Raw genomic sequence first — 15,312 nt, 5'->3', positions numbered from 1 at the left:
AGGGGGCATCCTTTTATGGGATGCCTTTTTATTTTCAGAAGAAAAATTTTGATCAAAATCTCCTTTCAAGATAAAATTGGAAGTATGAATCATTCTGTTGGGGGCGATGTTCTGAATATTCGATTGTTAATTCCAGATGATGCTGAAGAATATGCCGCGTTGAGACTAGAAGCACTACGATTACACCCAGAGGGCTTTGCGATGAGTTATGAAGAAGAGCAAATCGGTACAATAGAAAAATACGCAGCTCGTTTTGCTTCGGTACAATTGATGTGGACCTTTGGCGCCTTTGATCAAGGGAAGCTTGTGGGCATGGTCACGCTCATCCAAGAAAACTTACAGAAATTAAAGCACCGAGCGAATGTGGCAGCGATGTATGTTACAGCGGGCGCCCGCGGAAAAGGAGTAGGCAAGACCTTGATGACAGAAGTTCTTTCATTCGCCGGAGAACGACACGACATCGAGCAAATGTATTTATCAGTCGTGACGACCAATCACTCAGCCAAACGCCTGTATCGCTCTATTGGATTTGAGTCATACGCGCTTGAAGAAAAAGCACTAAAATGGCCAGATCATACATATGCAGATGAGGAAAAAATGGTTTTATTTTTATCATAGTCTGGAGGAGATAGAAGTGGATCAACAAGCCATGTGCATCACATTAGCAGCAGGACCTAATAGTGAGCTGGAATCTTTTGCACTGCGTGCAGCACTTGAAAACTTCGGCGCGAAAGTCGATATGCATTGGATTGGAAGACCGAATGACCTGATTCATGTGTTATCTGGTAGAAATAGAAGAGAAATAGATTACCTTCTTTTATCGTTTCACGGTGAAGAAGGAGCATTGATCATGCCTGAATTAGGGGAAGATGTATACGAAGATGAGGAGCCTAGAGGCGCTGCTTTTGGAGCGGATGAAATCAAGCAGTATGCTTCATTAAAGGGGATTCACGTCATTTCTACAGGTTGCACACTAGGTGAGAAAAAAATAGCAGATGCCTTCTTAGAAGCAGGTGCCCTGTCCTATATAGCGCCGGATGATTACATTGATGGAGATGCGGCATTTATCTTTGTATTGACCATGCTTTATGAGCGCTTGAACAATACAAAGACGGTCAGAGCGGCTTTTGATCGAGCGAGTTCGATTGATGAAGAAACGAGATTATTTCAACTATATATGCAAAAATAATGATAGGGCTGAGAAATCAAGCCCTTTTTCTATTCCTCTTTTAAAATGTGTCTAAAGTGTGACAAGTTTGTTTTTTGAAAACTAAATTGGGTTCGCACAAAGTCTATCCTACAAACACACGTCATCAAGGCATGACGCCATCACGAGAGGGGAATTATTGTGTCAATGAAATGGAAAATCAGTCTCGTCCTATGCGGACTTGCAATCATCATCGGAATTGCTGCATTTTATCATAATCAGCAGGCAAGTGGGACGGAGAAGAAGAAGGTAGAACCAGATGCGAGCTATAAAGAAGTTGAGATAGTCACCCTCGTGAATGACGGGAGATACATGAGATATGCAGTCAACTATCCGGTGTTTCATCAAAAAAAGCTAGATCAAGAGATGAAAAGATATGCAGAAACAGCGCTAGACAAATTCAAAACATCATTTAGCGAAGCGAGCGATGTCGATGAAGAGAATCGATACGAATTAAATATAGATTACGAGATTATTCATTATGCCAAGCAAACTGCTGCGATTAAATTCAATACATATGAATTGAAAGGCGGAGTAAAAGGCGCACATCAAACGAAGATATTCAATTTTGATTTCAAGAAACAGCATTTTTTATCAATAGATGATTTATTTTTATCAAAGAAAGAAGATCTGCAAAAACTGTCTCAAATGACATTTGAGGAGTTAAAGAAAGATCGTTCTCTTGCCGAAAATGAGCATTTACTCAAGCAAGGAACGTCTCCTGCGGCAGAGCATTATCAGTATTTTGCCATCAAGGATCGTTTTATTGAATTCTACTTTCCAGCAGGGCAAATCGCACCAAGCGAACAAGGCCCTCAAGTGCTGGCGATTAAAAAAACCCTGCTTAAAGGAATGTTAAAGCCTGAATATATTAATAAAGAAAAGAACAAAAATGAGAAAAAAGAACCGATTCCAAAAAGAAAAATCGTAAAACTGCCAAAACAGTCAGCGTTTAATCCAAATCAAAAAGCCATTGCCCTTACGTTCGATGATGGACCAAATCCATCAACGACCTCAAAAATTTTAACAGCTTTAAAAGAAAACAAAGGACATGCGACATTTTTTGTATTAGGCAGCAGGGTTCAATATTATCCCGATATGCTAAGTAAAATCAGAAAGGGTGGGAATGAAATCGGAAATCATTCCTATAGCCATCCTTTACTCACAAGACTGCCATTAAAACAAGCCGTCAAACAGGTAGAAGAGACCCAGCAAATCATTGAAAAAGCGAGCGGTTTTACACCGACTCACTTTAGACCGCCATATGGAGGAACAAACGGGCAAATCAACGCGGCTGTCAATATGAAAGTCACGCTTTGGGACGTAGATCCTGAAGACTGGAAATATCGCAACAGCCAGTACGTTGCTAACTACATTCTCACACATGCGTCTAGCGGAGAAACCGTCTTAATGCACGACATCTATGACACCTCGGCAAATGCAGCTGTCACGATTATCAAGGAATTAACCAAACAAGGATATCAATTGTTGACAGTGTCAGAGCTTGAGCAGTGGAAGGAAGCGCGGGCGAAGAAAGGTGAATTGAATACGTAATGATCATGCGAATCTTAGTGGATTCGCATCTTTTTTTAAAGCTAATTATGAAAATAAAGGGAAATGATGTTAAAATGAGTGTGGAAAGGGAGGGCTTCGGATGGTATTGATGAGGTTGATCAGCCTATATATGCTGACAGCGTTTTGTTTGGGTTTTATCGTCAACTATGTACCTGGTTTGATGCTGCCCATTTATATTCTTGCGATGATCGGGCTCATTTTATGTCTCGTTCATATTGCGCTGCATTATATTCATAAAATCAGATATATGTTGCTTCATGAGAAACGGTAAGAATTCTCTAATTGCTTTCTCTAAAAAACTTCCCTCTAAATGAGAGAAGTTTTTATTTTTTCGGTTTTTGATGTTCTAACAGTTGTATGATTTTCTCGTTTGACTTTTTCATTTGTCTTAATAAGGAAACGATATTCCCAGTAAACCCAATGAGGACAATAAGTAAAATGATGATGATCCACATGCTGTGGCCTCCAATCTGCTCACGAATGCTGTTTTGCTTCCTTAACCATTACCTTGTATCAAGGATACCGTATAATGAATGTATTGAAATGAACAGTTCGTGCTATTTATTCGACAATTGATGTGAACAGAGAATGATTGAGGGGGATTCATTTGAAACGAGTAGACGTAGCATCAGCTATTATTTATGATGAGGAAGAAAATATGTTAATGGTCAAAAATGTAAAGGGATATTGGGGACTTCCTGGTGGTGCTGTAGAAAAAGGCGAACACCTGCATCAAGCCGTGATCCGCGAGGTGAAAGAAGAGACAGGGTATGTTTGCAAAGTAAATGAACTTCATTCGGTTCGAGAAGCATACTTTCAAGACAAAAAGCATCATGCGCTGATGATCACCTTCTTTGCCGAAATCACCGGAGGACAAATGAGTATTCTCGATCCGGATCATGATATCGAAGAAGTAAAATGGGTCAGTAAGCAAATCGTTCAAAAGCTAAACCCCAAGCTATATAACTGGCTAAAATTAAACGAAGAATCACAAGCTTTTTATCAATTTGAAGGAAATAGAACAGTTGGATAACAAGTTGATATAGGTATGAAGGAGAGATATGGATGTTTTTATACTACGGCCCCACAGGAGCTCCAGTAGAAAATCCAGAAGAAGAATTCTTGAAAAGAATCTTCTTTCAAGAAGATGAAGAGTATTGGAAACAAGGAAATGGGGAATCTTCCATTGAGATTGAGGGAGATTGGGAATGTGAAAGTCTAGTTTTCTTTTATACGGAACCGTATGGTTTCTTGATCATGAGGTATCCGAATTTTTTGGTTCCTTTTAAAAAGGGAGAAAAAATTGAAACCATCGAACATTTGGTCGCAGGATCCCCATTGTATGTGCCGTCGTGTAGCTACATCAATCGGGATCAAGCATATCAAATCGTTCATCATTTTTTGACGACAAAAACGTTTCCTGATTTTGTTGAATGGGTCGAGTTGAGAGATATTGATTTTCAGGAGGATATGGAAAGCTAGGGGTGCCGGATGAAAGTGAGTACAGAAGAAAAATTACATAGCTTAGATGAAACTATGCATTTACATGTAGGGTATTATGAACATGGTTTTGATTATGAAGGCGTGTTTTTTAAGAGTTTAGAAACAGGAAGATGGCTCTTGTTTTTTGATCAAAAAAGTTATGGAGTAACACTTTTGAAGGAATATGAGAAGTGGAATGATCTAGGGCTATTGATTGGAGAATATCTGATTGAAGATGACCAAATTGAGGGGGAAGGTCATAAGCTTTTTGAGCGTTACTTAAAAGAAAACAGCATAGTGAGATAAATGGGGATAAAACATGACATAGTTTTCTTTTGTGTATGTGGGCTATATTGTGATGTTCAAATAAAAACAGACCCAACAAGGTCTGTTTTTTTAATAGGAGTTGGGAAAAGTTTGTTTTCACTTCCCCTTCTCCCGCTTCCGCTTCTCCTTCTCCGCCCGGTAAAACTCATGAAACATCTTCATCAGCGCCCGCTTCTCAATACGAGACACATAGCTCCGCGATATCCCGAGCTCCTTTGCTATTTCCCGCTGCGTTTTTTCTTTCTTTAAATCAAGGCCGAACCGGCCGACGATCACTTCTTTTTCCCGGCCGTCGAGAATGTCGATATACTCCTTTACTTTTTCAAGCTCCATGTTGAGCTGAATCGTATCAATCACATCTTCATTTTCGGATTTTAAGACATCAATTAAAGAAATTTCATTGCCTTCTTTATCCTGACCAATGGGGTCATGTAAGGAGACGTCTTTTTTTGTCTTTTTTAGCGCGCGTAAATGCATCAGAATTTCATTTTCAATACACCGCGCCGCATACGTTGCCAGCTTTGTTCCTTTTCCAGAGGAATAGCTTTCGATGGCTTTAATGAGTCCGATCGTCCCGATGGAGATGAGGTCTTCAGCGTCTTCCCCGGTATTTTCAAATTTCTTGACAATATGGGCGACGAGCCGAAGGTTATGTTCAATCAGCATATTTCTTGCGTGTTCATCGCCCTGTGCCATAAGGGCTAAGTATTTTTTTTCATCATCTCCCGAAAGGGGCTGTGGAAAGGCATTGTTTTTGACATAGGACACTAAGAACACCAATTCTTTGACCATCAATCCCATCGCTGTAAATACTCCTGCCACGATTTTCACCTCCACCATGTTTAGGCCACTGCCTATATCCTCAAATGTATGTGAAGGGGGGATTGTCTGTGTCTGTACGATGAAAAAATCATCTTTTTCGAAAAAAACGGGCTTCTGTTCGTCTGTTTTTGCTGCCTTGCTCATATGTTTGCGGTTTCTTTGCGGTGCTTGGCGGTCAAGAAGCGTGCTAAAATATGTAATATTAGACCGAAAAGGAAGGGGTTTTTTCGGAACATGGGGAAGGTTCTATCTTCACATGTAGGTATGAAAATTAATGAATGGTATCGAATGATACGGCAGTTCAGTGTTCCAGATGCGGAAATCCTGAAAGCAGAAGTAGAAGCAGAAATTGAACGGATGGAAGAGGACCAGCATTTACTGATTTATTATCAGCTCATGTGTTTTCGGCACCAGATCATGCTTGACTATATACACCCTTCAAAATATCAACCTTTCTCAGTATCTAATCTTGTCGATAAAATCGAAAACTCCAATCATGAGTTATCTGATATGCTGCATTATTACCATGCATTTTTTCGTGGCATGCATGAGTTTAGTCAAAAAGAATATTTAGAAGCCGTCAAATATTACCGAGTGGCAGAAAAACAGCTGTCTATGGTATTTGATGATATTGAGCAGGCTGAGTTTCATTTTAAAGTAGCAGAAGCCTACTATATTATGAAGCAAACGCATGTCTCGATGCATCATATTTTAAAGGCGCTAGAAATATACGATCAGCATGATGCCTATACTATTCGCATCATTCAGTGCCTGTTTGTGATCTCAGGAAACTACCAAGATTTAAAACGAAAAGATCGGGCACTGCCTCATTTAAAAAAGGCAAAACAGCTCGCATCACAAATTGATCACCCGCGGATATACAGTTCAGCGCTTTATAATTTAGGAAAATGTTACGGGGAGCTGGGCTACCTTGAGGAAGCAGAACGCTATTTAACGGAATCGGCTGATATTGCCTGTAAAGAGAAGCTTCCCACGCTTCCACATACACTCTATACGCTCGCAAAACTGCTTTTTAGACAAAATGAACAAGTAGCAGCACGCCGCATATTAGAAGATGGAAAATTAGCTGCAAAGAAGCATGAAGACCAGCTGTTCTGTCATATGTTTGAGTATCTGGATGCTTTATATGTTCAAGGAATAAATGAAGAACAACTGCAAAAAACCATTGATTATTTGGAAAAACTTAGCCTATACTCTTATATAGAGGATATCTCACTAGAAATTGCGACAGCCTTAGAAGCCTCTCAACAATACCAGAAGTCCAACCAGTATTATCAGAAATTATTATGGGCTCAAAATCAAATCCAAGAAGGAGAGTGTCTGTATGAATTCTAAGCAACGTTCGACAGTTGAAGAGAGAAACCAAACGTGAAACAAAAAGCGGGCCTGATGGGCCGGCTTTTTTTATGTGAAAAAAGAAGTCAGATATGCGGATCGTGACCATGAATGCTGAATGATTCATCAAAAAGCGGGCAATTTAATCTGTAAGAATGTTCTGTGGAGGCGGTCAAATGAGAGGGTTGCATGTCTTGATGTGTATATTGCTGCTATGTGCTTTTGTTCCTAATGAAGTAGAGGCACATACATTAAAACGAGTCGATCTCGAAAAAACGGGACGTGCCTTCTGGGACATGAGAGCGGAACGGAAAAAGATTGCGATCACCTTTGATGATGGACCTCATCCAGTTTACACGAATCAAATATTGGATGTGCTGAAGCAGCATCAAGTAAATGCCAGCTTTTTTGTCGTAGGAAGCCGGGTTCACGCATATCCAAAGATCGCAGAACGGATTGTGGACGAAGGAAATGAGCTTGGCAACCACACGATGAATCATACGTATTTTGACCTGTTATCATCAAAGGAGATCAAGCAGGAGCTAAAAGAATCAGCGGCTCATATCGCTTCACTCCAGCCTGGCGGGCCCTTATTATTTCGTCCTCCTGGCGGCCGCTTGACGATGAAATCTTTCCGCATTTTGTCAAAGCAAGGATATGATGTGGTCATGTGGTCCTTTACGCAAGATCCGAAGGACTGGTCAAGACCAGGCGCGCATAAAATTGCGAGCCGTATTATTGATCATATTCAAGGCGGCGATATCATTCTTTTGCATGATGGCGGAGGAAACCGGAAGCAGACGGTCGAAGCACTGAAACAAGTGATACCTGAATTAAAGGATCGAGGATATGAATTTGTCAAAGTGAGCGAACTGCTGCATCATGACAAAGCGTATGTACCTGTTCAACTGCAATAGGAAGTATTCGTCAAAAACAGTCATTCATTGAAACCAAAAGTCTTGTCGTTTACTATATGAAGAGGGCTTTTGGAGGTGAATGTTGTGAAGAAATATGTTGTCCTTTTCATCCTGCTTTGTGTCGCTGCTGGGTGCTCAAAGCCAGAACAAGAAAGTGTCATTGCATTTGGCGACAGCAATACAAAGGGATCAAACTGGGACTTCCGAGATTATCCAACATCTGAAAAATGGGTGAATCTCATGAAAAACGTCGAGCGCGGTCAAATTCAAGTGAAGAACGCAGGGATTGGCGGGCAGACGACTGAAGATGCGAAGCTTCGCTTTGAGCAGGATATTTTAAAGCAGAAACCAACTTACGTCCTTATCATGTTCGGTACGAATGATGCGGCGATTTTAGACGGGAAACATCCCCGAGTGACGAAAAAAAGATTTAAAGAAAATGTAACCTACTTCATTTCTGAAAGTAGAAAAGCAGGCATTACCCCGGTTCTCATGACTTGTGTACCTGTTGTAGAAGGCGGAAAAAAAGGCTTGTATTATTACTCTAGGTATAAGTCATCTTATTTTGCTGAGAGAGGCGGGGCAAGAGCTTGGCAAAATTCCTATAATGACATCACGAGAGAAATAGCCAAGGATCAGCAAGTACCGCTTGTCGACAACTGGAAAGCGTTCATCCGAGAAGCTGGTGAAGATAGTGACAATGCGTTGATTCAATCAGGTTTAATCGACCCTTCTGGCAATCATATGACGCCAAAAGGGGCAAGAATCATTTATAACGAAATCAAAGAGCGTGATGTCATCAAACATTTTTAAATGATGGATATCTGCCTAAACAAGACCATCCATTCAGCATAGTCTAACAGTATATCTTCCTAGAAGGAGGTAACTGATATGTGGGGATGCCCTTATCCTTACCCTGCGTGTTCGCCTTATCCAGCTCAAGGAGCAGGAATCGGTTACGCTTTTCTTGTTGTATTCCTTGTGGTTATTTTGGTCGTAGGTGGAGGGTTATGGTTTTGGAATGAACAGCCTTGCAAATAAGACACCTCTTCTTTACTTGAGAAGGGGTGTTTTTTACGGAAAATAGTAGTAAGCCTATAGCGCAAGTGATATAATATCAGTCACCTGAGTTTAAAAAAGAGAATGCTCGGGAGGCATGGTTCCTGTGATATGGAATTAAGAGGAAACAGAGAGCATATGCCCGAGCGAACGTCTTTTCATTTCTGTCTCAATTAATTCAATGAAGTCGCGATTTAAGTTCATTTCATTTGCTTTATAATACGATTCTATAAGTAAATCATCTGACAGCTTTTTCATACTAGAAACCCATATGATGGGAAAAACACCTCCCCTGAAAAAGTTGGCATAAAACTTGAGGAAAAGACATATCATCATAGGTTGATCGAATGTCTCTGAAGTACCTTTAATCTACCATGAATGGGAAACAAGAACAATCGTTCTGTTATCCACATGGTGAAGTGGATAACTTGTGGGTAGAGTGTTTATAATTGAATGAAAGCGTGATGAAATATAGGTGGATAATGTGTGTAAAATTATCCACAACTGTTGAAGGTCCTCGTCATATGTCGAAAACTTTTTCATTGTATTCGATAGACAGACAAATTGTGATTTGATTCGACACTATCGCTGAAAAACCAATGGAAGAAAGGGTGCAAATTGTGCTAAAGAAGTATTTCTTACCGGATGAATTTGTGAAAAGCATTTTCCACATTTCACCGCAAAAACTAAAAGAACGAAATGTAAAAGGAATTATTACCGATTTAGATAACACACTAGTAGAATGGGATCGTCCAAGTGCGACGCCCCGCTTAATTGAATGGTTTCAAGAAATGAAGGATCACGGGATACAAGTGACGATTGTATCGAACAATAATGAAAAAAGGGTCAAGCTTTTTTCTGAACCAGTTCATATCCCGTTTATTTATAAAGCGAAAAAGCCGATGGGAAGAGCTTTTAATAAGGCCGTCGCTGATATGCAATTGAAAAAAGAAGATGTGGTGGTCATTGGGGATCAGCTCATGACCGATGTTCTAGGCGGGAATCGTCACGGCTTCCATACGATTTTGGTCGTCCCTGTTGCTGCCTCAGACGGATTTATCACTAAGTTTAACAGGCAGATTGAACGCAGAATTTTAGGAGCCTTAAAGCGTAAGGGCCACATTCAGTGGGAGGAAGAGTAATAATGGAAAAGGTTGTTTGTATTGGCTGCGGTGTAGCCATTCAGACGGAAGATAAAGATCAATTAGGATATGCGCCGGCAGCATCTCTATTGAAAGAAGATGTGATCTGTCAGCGCTGTTTTAGGTTAAAGAACTACAATGAAATACAAGATGTTTCTTTAACAGAAGACGACTTTTTAAATATATTGCACAGTATCGGAGAGACAGATTCTCTGATTGTCAAGGTCGTTGATATTTTTGACTTTAACGGAAGCTGGATTAATGGGCTGAGTCGTATTGTCGGTGGTAACCCGATTTTACTCGTCGGCAACAAAGTAGATATTTTACCGAAATCCGTGAAAAAAGATCGTTTAATTCATTGGATGAAACGGGAAGCGAAAGAAAACGGATTGAACCCGATCGATGTTTTCTTAATCAGTGCAAGCAGAGGTCAGGGCGTACCTGAGGTGATGGAAGCGATCGATCATTACCGCGAAGGAAGAAATGTCTATGTCGTCGGCTGTACGAATGTTGGGAAATCCACATTTATCAATCGAATCATCAAAGAAGTATCTGGTGAAGAGAACGTGATCACCACATCCCAATATCCAGGTACAACACTTGATGCCATTGAGATCCCGCTTGATGACGGATCTGCTCTATTTGATACGCCGGGCATTATCAACCGTCATCAAATGGCGCACTATGTCAGCAAAAATGACTTGAAGATCTTAACGCCGAAAAAAGAATTGAAACCGAGAACGTTCCAATTAAATGAAGCTCAAACGCTTTATTTTGGCGGGCTTGCTCGATTTGATTATGTAAAAGGCGGCAGAACGTCATTTGTCTGCTATATGCCAAATGAGCTGAACATACACAGAACAAAGTTAGAGAACGCAGATGATTTATATGAAAAACATGCCGGTGAACTGCTATCACCGCCATCAAAAGAGGGGATGGAAGATTTTCCTCCACTCGTTCCACATACCTTTACCATTGATCAGCCGAAAATGGATATCGTCTTCTCAGGCTTAGGGTGGATCACGGCAAATGATGCAGGTAAGCAAATTAAAGTCTATGCGCCAAAAGGCGTGCATGTGTTTATGAGACGTTCGTTAATTTAAATGTTCAGAGGGGGAGAGACCTTGAAACCTTTATACGGAGTAATCGGTAACCCTGTTGGCCATTCAATGTCTCCGGATATTCATAATGCAGCATTAAAGGATGCTGGAATTGATGGACATTATCATGGCTTTCAAGTAGAAAATGATGACCTGAAAGATGCCATTAGCGGTATGAAAGCCTTAGGAATCAGCGGCTTTAACGTCACTGTTCCGCACAAGGTAGACATCATGCAGTACCTGGACAAAATTGATGTGACAGCTGAACGCCTGCGTGCAGTCAATACGGTGCGGCTCGAAGGAGGTCAGCTCGTCGGGTACAACACAGATGGGGAGGGCTTTCTTCATTCATTGCTTGAAGCCTTGGATCAGCCTTTATCAGAGCTGTCATTTCTAATGATTGGTGCTGGCGGAGCGGCAAATGCGATTTATACGACAATCGCTGACTATGCACCGAAAAGCTTTGATATCACCAATCGTACCATTGAAAAAGCTGAGGCTTTAATTGAAAGTGCAGATGGGAACTTCACTTCTAGTGCCATTACATTAAAGACGGCGGAAGAGCAGCTTGGGGAATATGATGTCATCATCCATACAACCTCAATTGGTATGCACCCGAATGTTGAAGAAACCCCGATTTCTTTAGTAAACGCAAAAAAAACAGCGGTTGTTTGTGATATTGTGTATAATCCAATAGAAACAAAACTGCTCAGAGAAGCAGCTGGGTTAGGTTTGAAAACAGTAGATGGTGTCGGCATGTTTGTTGGACAAGCAGCTAGAGCCTTTGAACTGTGGACAGGCATCACGCCTGACGCAAGAAAAATGAAGTCAATTGTGATACAGAAATTAGGAGGAACACCATGTTAAAAGGGAAACAAAAACGTTTTTTACGTGCAAAAGCACATCATTTATCACCTATTTTTCAAGTAGGAAAAGGCGGGGTAAATGACAATATGATCAAGCAAATTTCCGAGGCGCTTGAAGTAAGAGAATTGTTAAAGGTCAGCATATTACAAAACTGCGACGAGGACAAAACGGAAGTTGCGAAAGCACTTGTCAAAGGTGCAAAAGCTGAACTTGTTCAAACGATCGGAAATGTGATTGTCCTTTATAAAGAATCAAAGGAAAATAAACAAATTAAGCTGCCGTAAAGGTGGATGTGATATGAAAAAAATAGGGTTGTTTGGCGGTACGTTTGATCCTCCTCATAATGGGCATTTGCTGATGGCAAATGAAGTGCGTTTTCAAGTAGGGCTTGATGAAATTTGGTTTATCCCAAATCACAAGCCTCCTCATAAAACAGACCGGAAGCGAGCAGATAGTCGTCACCGGGTGAAAATGGTGGATGCGGCGATCCAGTCAAATCCACATTTTCGATTGGAGCTCATTGAAATGGAGCGAGAGGGTCCATCTTATACAGTAGATACGGTGGAGCTTTTAAAGAAGCGTCATCCTGAAGATGAGTTCTTTTTTATGATTGGAGCGGACATGGTCGAGTATTTGCCAAAATGGCATCGGATAGATGATTTGCTTCAGATGATTACTTTTATTGGGATGAAAAGACCGGGTTATACCCGAAATACGACATATCCTCTTTTATTTGCAGATGTTCCAGCTTTTGATGTATCATCGACATTGATTAGGCAGCGAATCATGCAGGAAAAACCTGTCGATTATTTGATACCGAAAGCTGTTGAGCGTTATATAAAGGAGCATCACTTATATGAATCGTGAAGAAGCATTAAGCTGTGTCAAAGAGCAGTTAACAGAGCATAGATATACACATACACTCGGGGTTATGGAGACAGCCATTTCTTTAGCGGAACGGTTCGGTGCAGATGTGAAAAAAGCAGAGATCGCCGCTATTTTTCATGATTATGCGAAATTTAGACCAAAGGATGAAATGAAGGGGATTATCCAGCAGGAACAGATGAACCCTCTATTGCTGGAATATTCGCCCGAGCTTTGGCATGCCCCGGTTGGTGCCTATTTGGTTAAAAAGGAAGCAGCTATTAACGACCAAGATATTTTAACGGCCATTGAATTTCATACATCAGGCAGACCAAACATGACATTACTTGAAAAGGTCATTTATGTCGCTGATTATATCGAACCAGGACGTCATTTCCCTGGTGTTGAAGAAGTAAGAGAGTTAGCAGAGCAAGATTTAGATAGCGCACTGATTCAGTCACTAAAAAACACGATCAGCTTTTTATTGAAAAAGAACCAGCCAGTCTATCCAGATACGCTTGCGACTTACAACTCACTTGTGCATAAGAACAATTAAGGAGGAATTTGGATGGATTCATCATCAATTTTAAACGTCGCGGCAGGAGCATGCGATGATAAACGGGCTGAGGATATTATTGCCCTTAATATGCAAGGAATCTCACTTGTTGCCGATTATTTTCTCATTTGTCACGGGAACTCTGATAAACAAGTGCAGGCCATTGCAAGAGAAGTAAAACATCTTGCAGAGGAAAACGGAATCGAAGTGAAGAAGATGGAGGGCTTTGATGAAGCAAGATGGGTATTGATTGATCTTGGTGATGTCATTGCTCATGTGTTCCACAAAGAAGAAAGAGGATACTACAACCTAGAGAAGCTATGGGGAGATGCGCCGAGAGAAACGCTTTCACTTGGCATTAACTCATGATTTATCAAGGGTTTGCAGGTGTGTATGACGAGCTCATGACACATGCACCTTATGATGAATGGGTTCAGTGGATCCAGCAGAATATCAAACCGAATGCTGCCATTATTGATGTTGGCTGTGGAACTGGAGAGATTTCTCTTCGGTTAGCTGAAAAGGGTCACGCAGTCACAGGAATTGACCTCAGTGAAGAAATGCTGGCTTTCGCGCAGCAAAAAGCACAGGCGAAAAAGCAGTCCATTCAATTTTTACATCAAGATATGAGAGAGCTGACGGGTTTTGAGCAAGTCTTTCAAGCGGCGGTTATATGCTGTGATTCCTTGAATTACTTAAAAAACGAAAATGACGTCAAAAAAACCTTTAAAAACATGTTTCAGCTTTTAGAGGCAGATGGGGTTTTACTCTTTGATGTTCATACTCCTTATAAAATGGAAGAGGTATTCCCAGGTTCGACTTATGCCGATCAAGATGAAGAGATCAGCTATATTTGGCAGAGTGATAAAGGGGATGACATGTATTCGGTCATTCACGATTTAAGCTTTTTTGTAAAGGACGGAGACGTGTATCAGCGTTATGATGAGACACATGAACAGCGTACATTTCCATTTGAGACCTATGCGGCGTTCCTTGAGTCCGCTGGCTTTGAACAAATAGAAGTGACCGCTGATTTTACAAATGAAGCGCCCGGGGAATTCGCCGAAAGATATTTCATTTCAGCTAAGAAGCCAAAAACCATCGTTTAATGGAACGATGGTTTTTTAAAACCCTTTTTTCGCTTGTTGCAGAGTTGATTAATTTCTGCGATCATCAGTAAACACACTTGGCGGATATTGATGCGCAACCGCTTCAAGATCTTCATCGAATTTTTCATGGGTGTTTTGAAAAAGGCGGTGGAACATATCTTGAACACCTGCTTCAAGTGCTTTAATCCCTTCACCCGTAACGCCGCCTTTTACACACACTTTGTCTTGTAGTGTCGGAAGGGTATAGACTCTTTTTTCAATCAAACGGCCAAGCCCTACAAGCATATCTTCTGATAAGGTGGTGGCTTCTTCTTTAGAAATATCTGTTTCTTCAACGGCTGCTTCAATCATTTTCTGAACGAGGAAGCTGATAAAGGCAGGACCGCAGCTGACGATATCTGACGCCGCTCTTGTAATCGAATGATGAATTTCAATAGGTGTTGAAATGCAGGAAGCTAATTGTCTTAACGCTGTTTTCGTCGCGACATTACATGACGATCCAAATGTTAAAAGTGACGCACCTGATAAAGCGCGGTTCGTAATGCTTGGAATCAGCCTGGCTGTTTGACAAGGAACGATATCCTGAAGCTGTTCAGGATGAACCGGACTTGTAATAATGACAATGGTTTGGTGCTCTTTTAAAAGAGGGCTCAGCTCTTTTAAAAGAGGATAAATATCAAGCGGCTTGACACAAACAAAGATGAAATCTTTATCCATGACAGCTCCTGTAAGCTGTTTTGTTACTTCAAGCTCTGGGTGGTTCTTTTTTATATTGAACGCTTTTTCTATGGTCCGGTTTGTAATGGTGATGGATGAGGGATTGACTGCCTTTGATTCAATAAATGCCTCAGTAAGTATGGTACCCATGTTTCCTGTACCGATTATCCCGATATTCAAACGTTCTCCCTCCTTAGGCGCATAGGATCTGT

General features: G+C 40.9%; 22 protein-coding genes. 18 read left to right on the top strand and 4 right to left on the bottom strand.

The annotated features are described in order from the left end of the window. The first annotated feature begins 15 nt into the window (after window positions 1-15). From MKZ05_RS11880 to MKZ05_RS11865, 4 genes are all read left to right on the top strand, one after another. Window positions 16-618, top strand: coding sequence for a GNAT family N-acetyltransferase (locus MKZ05_RS11880; RefSeq protein WP_339160211.1), 603 nt, complete (start codon window positions 16-18; stop codon window positions 616-618). Between the two features lie 31 nt (window positions 619-649). Next, complete coding sequence (locus tag MKZ05_RS11875; RefSeq protein WP_339162415.1) at window positions 650-1,189, top strand: delta-aminolevulinic acid dehydratase; 540 nt, start codon at window positions 650-652, stop codon at window positions 1,187-1,189. 159 nt (window positions 1,190-1,348) lie between these two features. Further along, window positions 1,349-2,761 carry a polysaccharide deacetylase family protein gene (locus MKZ05_RS11870; RefSeq protein ID WP_339160210.1) on the top strand — a complete coding sequence of 471 codons (1,413 nt, stop codon included), beginning with the start codon at window positions 1,349-1,351 and terminating at the stop codon, window positions 2,759-2,761. Between the two features lie 100 nt (window positions 2,762-2,861). After that, on the top strand, window positions 2,862-3,053 hold the full coding sequence (locus tag MKZ05_RS11865; RefSeq protein ID WP_050943721.1) for a hypothetical protein: 192 nt from the start codon (window positions 2,862-2,864) through the stop codon (window positions 3,051-3,053). Between the two features lie 52 nt (window positions 3,054-3,105). Here the strand turns inward: MKZ05_RS11865 and MKZ05_RS11860 are convergent, their stop codons facing one another. Next, entirely contained in the window at window positions 3,106-3,237 is a 132-nt protein-coding gene (locus tag MKZ05_RS11860) for a hypothetical protein (RefSeq protein WP_267875469.1), read from the bottom strand. A 152-nt stretch (window positions 3,238-3,389) separates the two neighbouring features. Here MKZ05_RS11860 and MKZ05_RS11855 point away from each other — a divergent pair, with 152 nt between their 5' ends. Genes MKZ05_RS11855 through MKZ05_RS11845 form a run of 3 tightly spaced genes read left to right on the top strand, consistent with a single transcriptional unit; the run spans window position 3,390 to window position 4,570 of the window. Next, window positions 3,390-3,815, top strand: a complete 426-nt coding sequence (locus MKZ05_RS11855; RefSeq protein ID WP_339160207.1) for an NUDIX hydrolase — start codon at window positions 3,390-3,392, stop codon at window positions 3,813-3,815. Window positions 3,816-3,847: 32 nt separating this feature from the next. Further along, a complete protein-coding gene (locus MKZ05_RS11850) occupies window positions 3,848-4,264 on the top strand; it encodes a hypothetical protein (RefSeq protein WP_212046775.1) in 417 nt (138 codons plus the stop codon). Window positions 4,265-4,273: 9 nt separating this feature from the next. After that, window positions 4,274-4,570, top strand: coding sequence for a DUF3986 family protein (locus MKZ05_RS11845; RefSeq protein WP_240792655.1), 297 nt, complete (start codon window positions 4,274-4,276; stop codon window positions 4,568-4,570). Window positions 4,571-4,687: 117 nt separating this feature from the next. Here MKZ05_RS11845 and sigK read toward each other — a convergent pair whose 3' ends face one another. Beyond that, window positions 4,688-5,416: an RNA polymerase sporulation sigma factor SigK gene (gene sigK, locus MKZ05_RS11840; RefSeq protein WP_034738387.1), complete on the bottom strand. Its 729-nt coding sequence runs from the start codon at window positions 5,414-5,416 to the stop codon at window positions 4,688-4,690. 231 nt (window positions 5,417-5,647) lie between these two features. Here sigK and MKZ05_RS11835 point away from each other — a divergent pair, with 231 nt between their 5' ends. The 3 genes from MKZ05_RS11835 to MKZ05_RS11825 all read left to right on the top strand — a co-directional run bounded on the left by MKZ05_RS11835 (window position 5,648) and on the right by MKZ05_RS11825 (window position 8,499). Then, window positions 5,648-6,769, top strand: coding sequence for a Rap family tetratricopeptide repeat protein (locus tag MKZ05_RS11835; protein WP_050943725.1), 1,122 nt, complete (start codon window positions 5,648-5,650; stop codon window positions 6,767-6,769). Window positions 6,770-6,945: 176 nt separating this feature from the next. Next, a complete protein-coding gene (locus tag MKZ05_RS11830) occupies window positions 6,946-7,686 on the top strand; it encodes a polysaccharide deacetylase family protein (RefSeq protein ID WP_050943726.1) in 741 nt (246 codons plus the stop codon). A gap of 84 nt (window positions 7,687-7,770) precedes the next feature. Continuing rightward, window positions 7,771-8,499, top strand: a complete 729-nt coding sequence (locus tag MKZ05_RS11825; protein WP_223251386.1) for a GDSL-type esterase/lipase family protein — start codon at window positions 7,771-7,773, stop codon at window positions 8,497-8,499. Window positions 8,500-8,862: 363 nt separating this feature from the next. On the opposite strand, the gene MKZ05_RS11820 is transcribed toward MKZ05_RS11825, so the two are convergent. After that, on the bottom strand, window positions 8,863-9,003 hold the full coding sequence (locus tag MKZ05_RS11820) for a sporulation histidine kinase inhibitor Sda (protein WP_003217327.1): 141 nt from the start codon (window positions 9,001-9,003) through the stop codon (window positions 8,863-8,865). Window positions 9,004-9,365: 362 nt separating this feature from the next. Between MKZ05_RS11820 and MKZ05_RS11815 the strand changes: the two genes are divergently transcribed. Genes MKZ05_RS11815 through MKZ05_RS11780 form a run of 8 tightly spaced genes read left to right on the top strand, consistent with a single transcriptional unit; the run spans window position 9,366 to window position 14,383 of the window. Continuing rightward, complete coding sequence (locus MKZ05_RS11815) at window positions 9,366-9,887, top strand: YqeG family HAD IIIA-type phosphatase (RefSeq protein WP_034620856.1); 522 nt, start codon at window positions 9,366-9,368, stop codon at window positions 9,885-9,887. Between the two features lie 2 nt (window positions 9,888-9,889). Continuing rightward, entirely contained in the window at window positions 9,890-10,990 is a 1,101-nt protein-coding gene (gene yqeH, locus MKZ05_RS11810) for a ribosome biogenesis GTPase YqeH (RefSeq protein WP_044139444.1), read from the top strand. A gap of 21 nt (window positions 10,991-11,011) precedes the next feature. Beyond that, on the top strand, window positions 11,012-11,854 hold the full coding sequence (gene aroE, locus MKZ05_RS11805; protein WP_050943728.1) for a shikimate dehydrogenase: 843 nt from the start codon (window positions 11,012-11,014) through the stop codon (window positions 11,852-11,854). Beyond that, window positions 11,848-12,138 (top strand): ribosome assembly RNA-binding protein YhbY, encoded by a 291-nt coding sequence (gene yhbY, locus MKZ05_RS11800; RefSeq protein ID WP_003217501.1) that lies wholly within the window; start codon window positions 11,848-11,850, stop codon window positions 12,136-12,138. Before aroE ends, yhbY begins: the two co-directional genes overlap by 7 nt. Window positions 12,139-12,151: 13 nt before the next feature. Next, on the top strand, window positions 12,152-12,721 hold the full coding sequence (locus MKZ05_RS11795; protein ID WP_106029125.1) for a nicotinate-nucleotide adenylyltransferase: 570 nt from the start codon (window positions 12,152-12,154) through the stop codon (window positions 12,719-12,721). Beyond that, window positions 12,711-13,274, top strand: coding sequence for a bis(5'-nucleosyl)-tetraphosphatase (symmetrical) YqeK (yqeK, locus tag MKZ05_RS11790; RefSeq protein ID WP_003217386.1), 564 nt, complete (start codon window positions 12,711-12,713; stop codon window positions 13,272-13,274). The genes MKZ05_RS11795 and yqeK overlap by 11 nt, the downstream gene beginning before the upstream one ends. A gap of 12 nt (window positions 13,275-13,286) precedes the next feature. After that, window positions 13,287-13,643, top strand: coding sequence for a ribosome silencing factor (gene rsfS, locus MKZ05_RS11785; RefSeq protein ID WP_339160200.1), 357 nt, complete (start codon window positions 13,287-13,289; stop codon window positions 13,641-13,643). Further along, the gene (locus tag MKZ05_RS11780; protein WP_106035374.1) at window positions 13,640-14,383 is read left to right on the top strand and encodes a class I SAM-dependent methyltransferase; all 744 of its coding nucleotides are present in this window, start codon (window positions 13,640-13,642) and stop codon (window positions 14,381-14,383) included. Before rsfS ends, MKZ05_RS11780 begins: the two co-directional genes overlap by 4 nt. Before the next feature lie 48 nt (window positions 14,384-14,431). Here MKZ05_RS11780 and comER read toward each other — a convergent pair whose 3' ends face one another. Further along, entirely contained in the window at window positions 14,432-15,280 is an 849-nt protein-coding gene (gene comER, locus MKZ05_RS11775; RefSeq protein WP_003217379.1) for a late competence protein ComER, read from the bottom strand. Window positions 15,281-15,312: the final 32 nt, after the last annotated feature.

The organism is Bacillus sp. FSL M8-0277 (assembly GCF_037975305.1).
In the GTDB taxonomy this organism is placed as follows: Bacteria; Bacillota; Bacilli; order Bacillales; family Bacillaceae; genus Bacillus; species Bacillus pumilus.
This window is presented reverse-complemented; position numbering and strand designations above follow the sequence as displayed.

Excerpts from the sequence above, each read along its gene's own strand:
- MKZ05_RS11880 (WP_339160211.1), top strand. The coding sequence starts at position 16 with ATGGGATGCCTTTTTATTTTCAGAAGAAAAATTTTGATCAAAATCTCC.
- MKZ05_RS11875 (WP_339162415.1), top strand. The coding sequence starts at position 650 with ATGTGCATCACATTAGCAGCAGGACCTAATAGTGAGCTGGAATCTTTT.
- MKZ05_RS11865 (WP_050943721.1), top strand. The coding sequence starts at position 2,862 with ATGGTATTGATGAGGTTGATCAGCCTATATATGCTGACAGCGTTTTGT.
- MKZ05_RS11860 (WP_267875469.1), bottom strand. The coding sequence starts at position 3,237 with ATGTGGATCATCATCATTTTACTTATTGTCCTCATTGGGTTTACTGGG.
- MKZ05_RS11850 (WP_212046775.1), top strand. The coding sequence starts at position 3,848 with ATGTTTTTATACTACGGCCCCACAGGAGCTCCAGTAGAAAATCCAGAA.
- MKZ05_RS11845 (WP_240792655.1), top strand. The coding sequence starts at position 4,274 with ATGAAAGTGAGTACAGAAGAAAAATTACATAGCTTAGATGAAACTATG.
- MKZ05_RS11835 (WP_050943725.1), top strand. The coding sequence starts at position 5,648 with ATGGGGAAGGTTCTATCTTCACATGTAGGTATGAAAATTAATGAATGG.
- MKZ05_RS11830 (WP_050943726.1), top strand. The coding sequence starts at position 6,946 with ATGAGAGGGTTGCATGTCTTGATGTGTATATTGCTGCTATGTGCTTTT.
- MKZ05_RS11820 (WP_003217327.1), bottom strand. The coding sequence starts at position 9,003 with ATGAAAAAGCTGTCAGATGATTTACTTATAGAATCGTATTATAAAGCA.
- yqeH (WP_044139444.1), top strand. The coding sequence starts at position 9,890 with ATGGAAAAGGTTGTTTGTATTGGCTGCGGTGTAGCCATTCAGACGGAA.
- yhbY (WP_003217501.1), top strand. The coding sequence starts at position 11,848 with ATGTTAAAAGGGAAACAAAAACGTTTTTTACGTGCAAAAGCACATCAT.
- MKZ05_RS11795 (WP_106029125.1), top strand. The coding sequence starts at position 12,152 with ATGAAAAAAATAGGGTTGTTTGGCGGTACGTTTGATCCTCCTCATAAT.
- yqeK (WP_003217386.1), top strand. The coding sequence starts at position 12,711 with ATGAATCGTGAAGAAGCATTAAGCTGTGTCAAAGAGCAGTTAACAGAG.
- rsfS (WP_339160200.1), top strand. The coding sequence starts at position 13,287 with ATGGATTCATCATCAATTTTAAACGTCGCGGCAGGAGCATGCGATGAT.
- MKZ05_RS11780 (WP_106035374.1), top strand. The coding sequence starts at position 13,640 with ATGATTTATCAAGGGTTTGCAGGTGTGTATGACGAGCTCATGACACAT.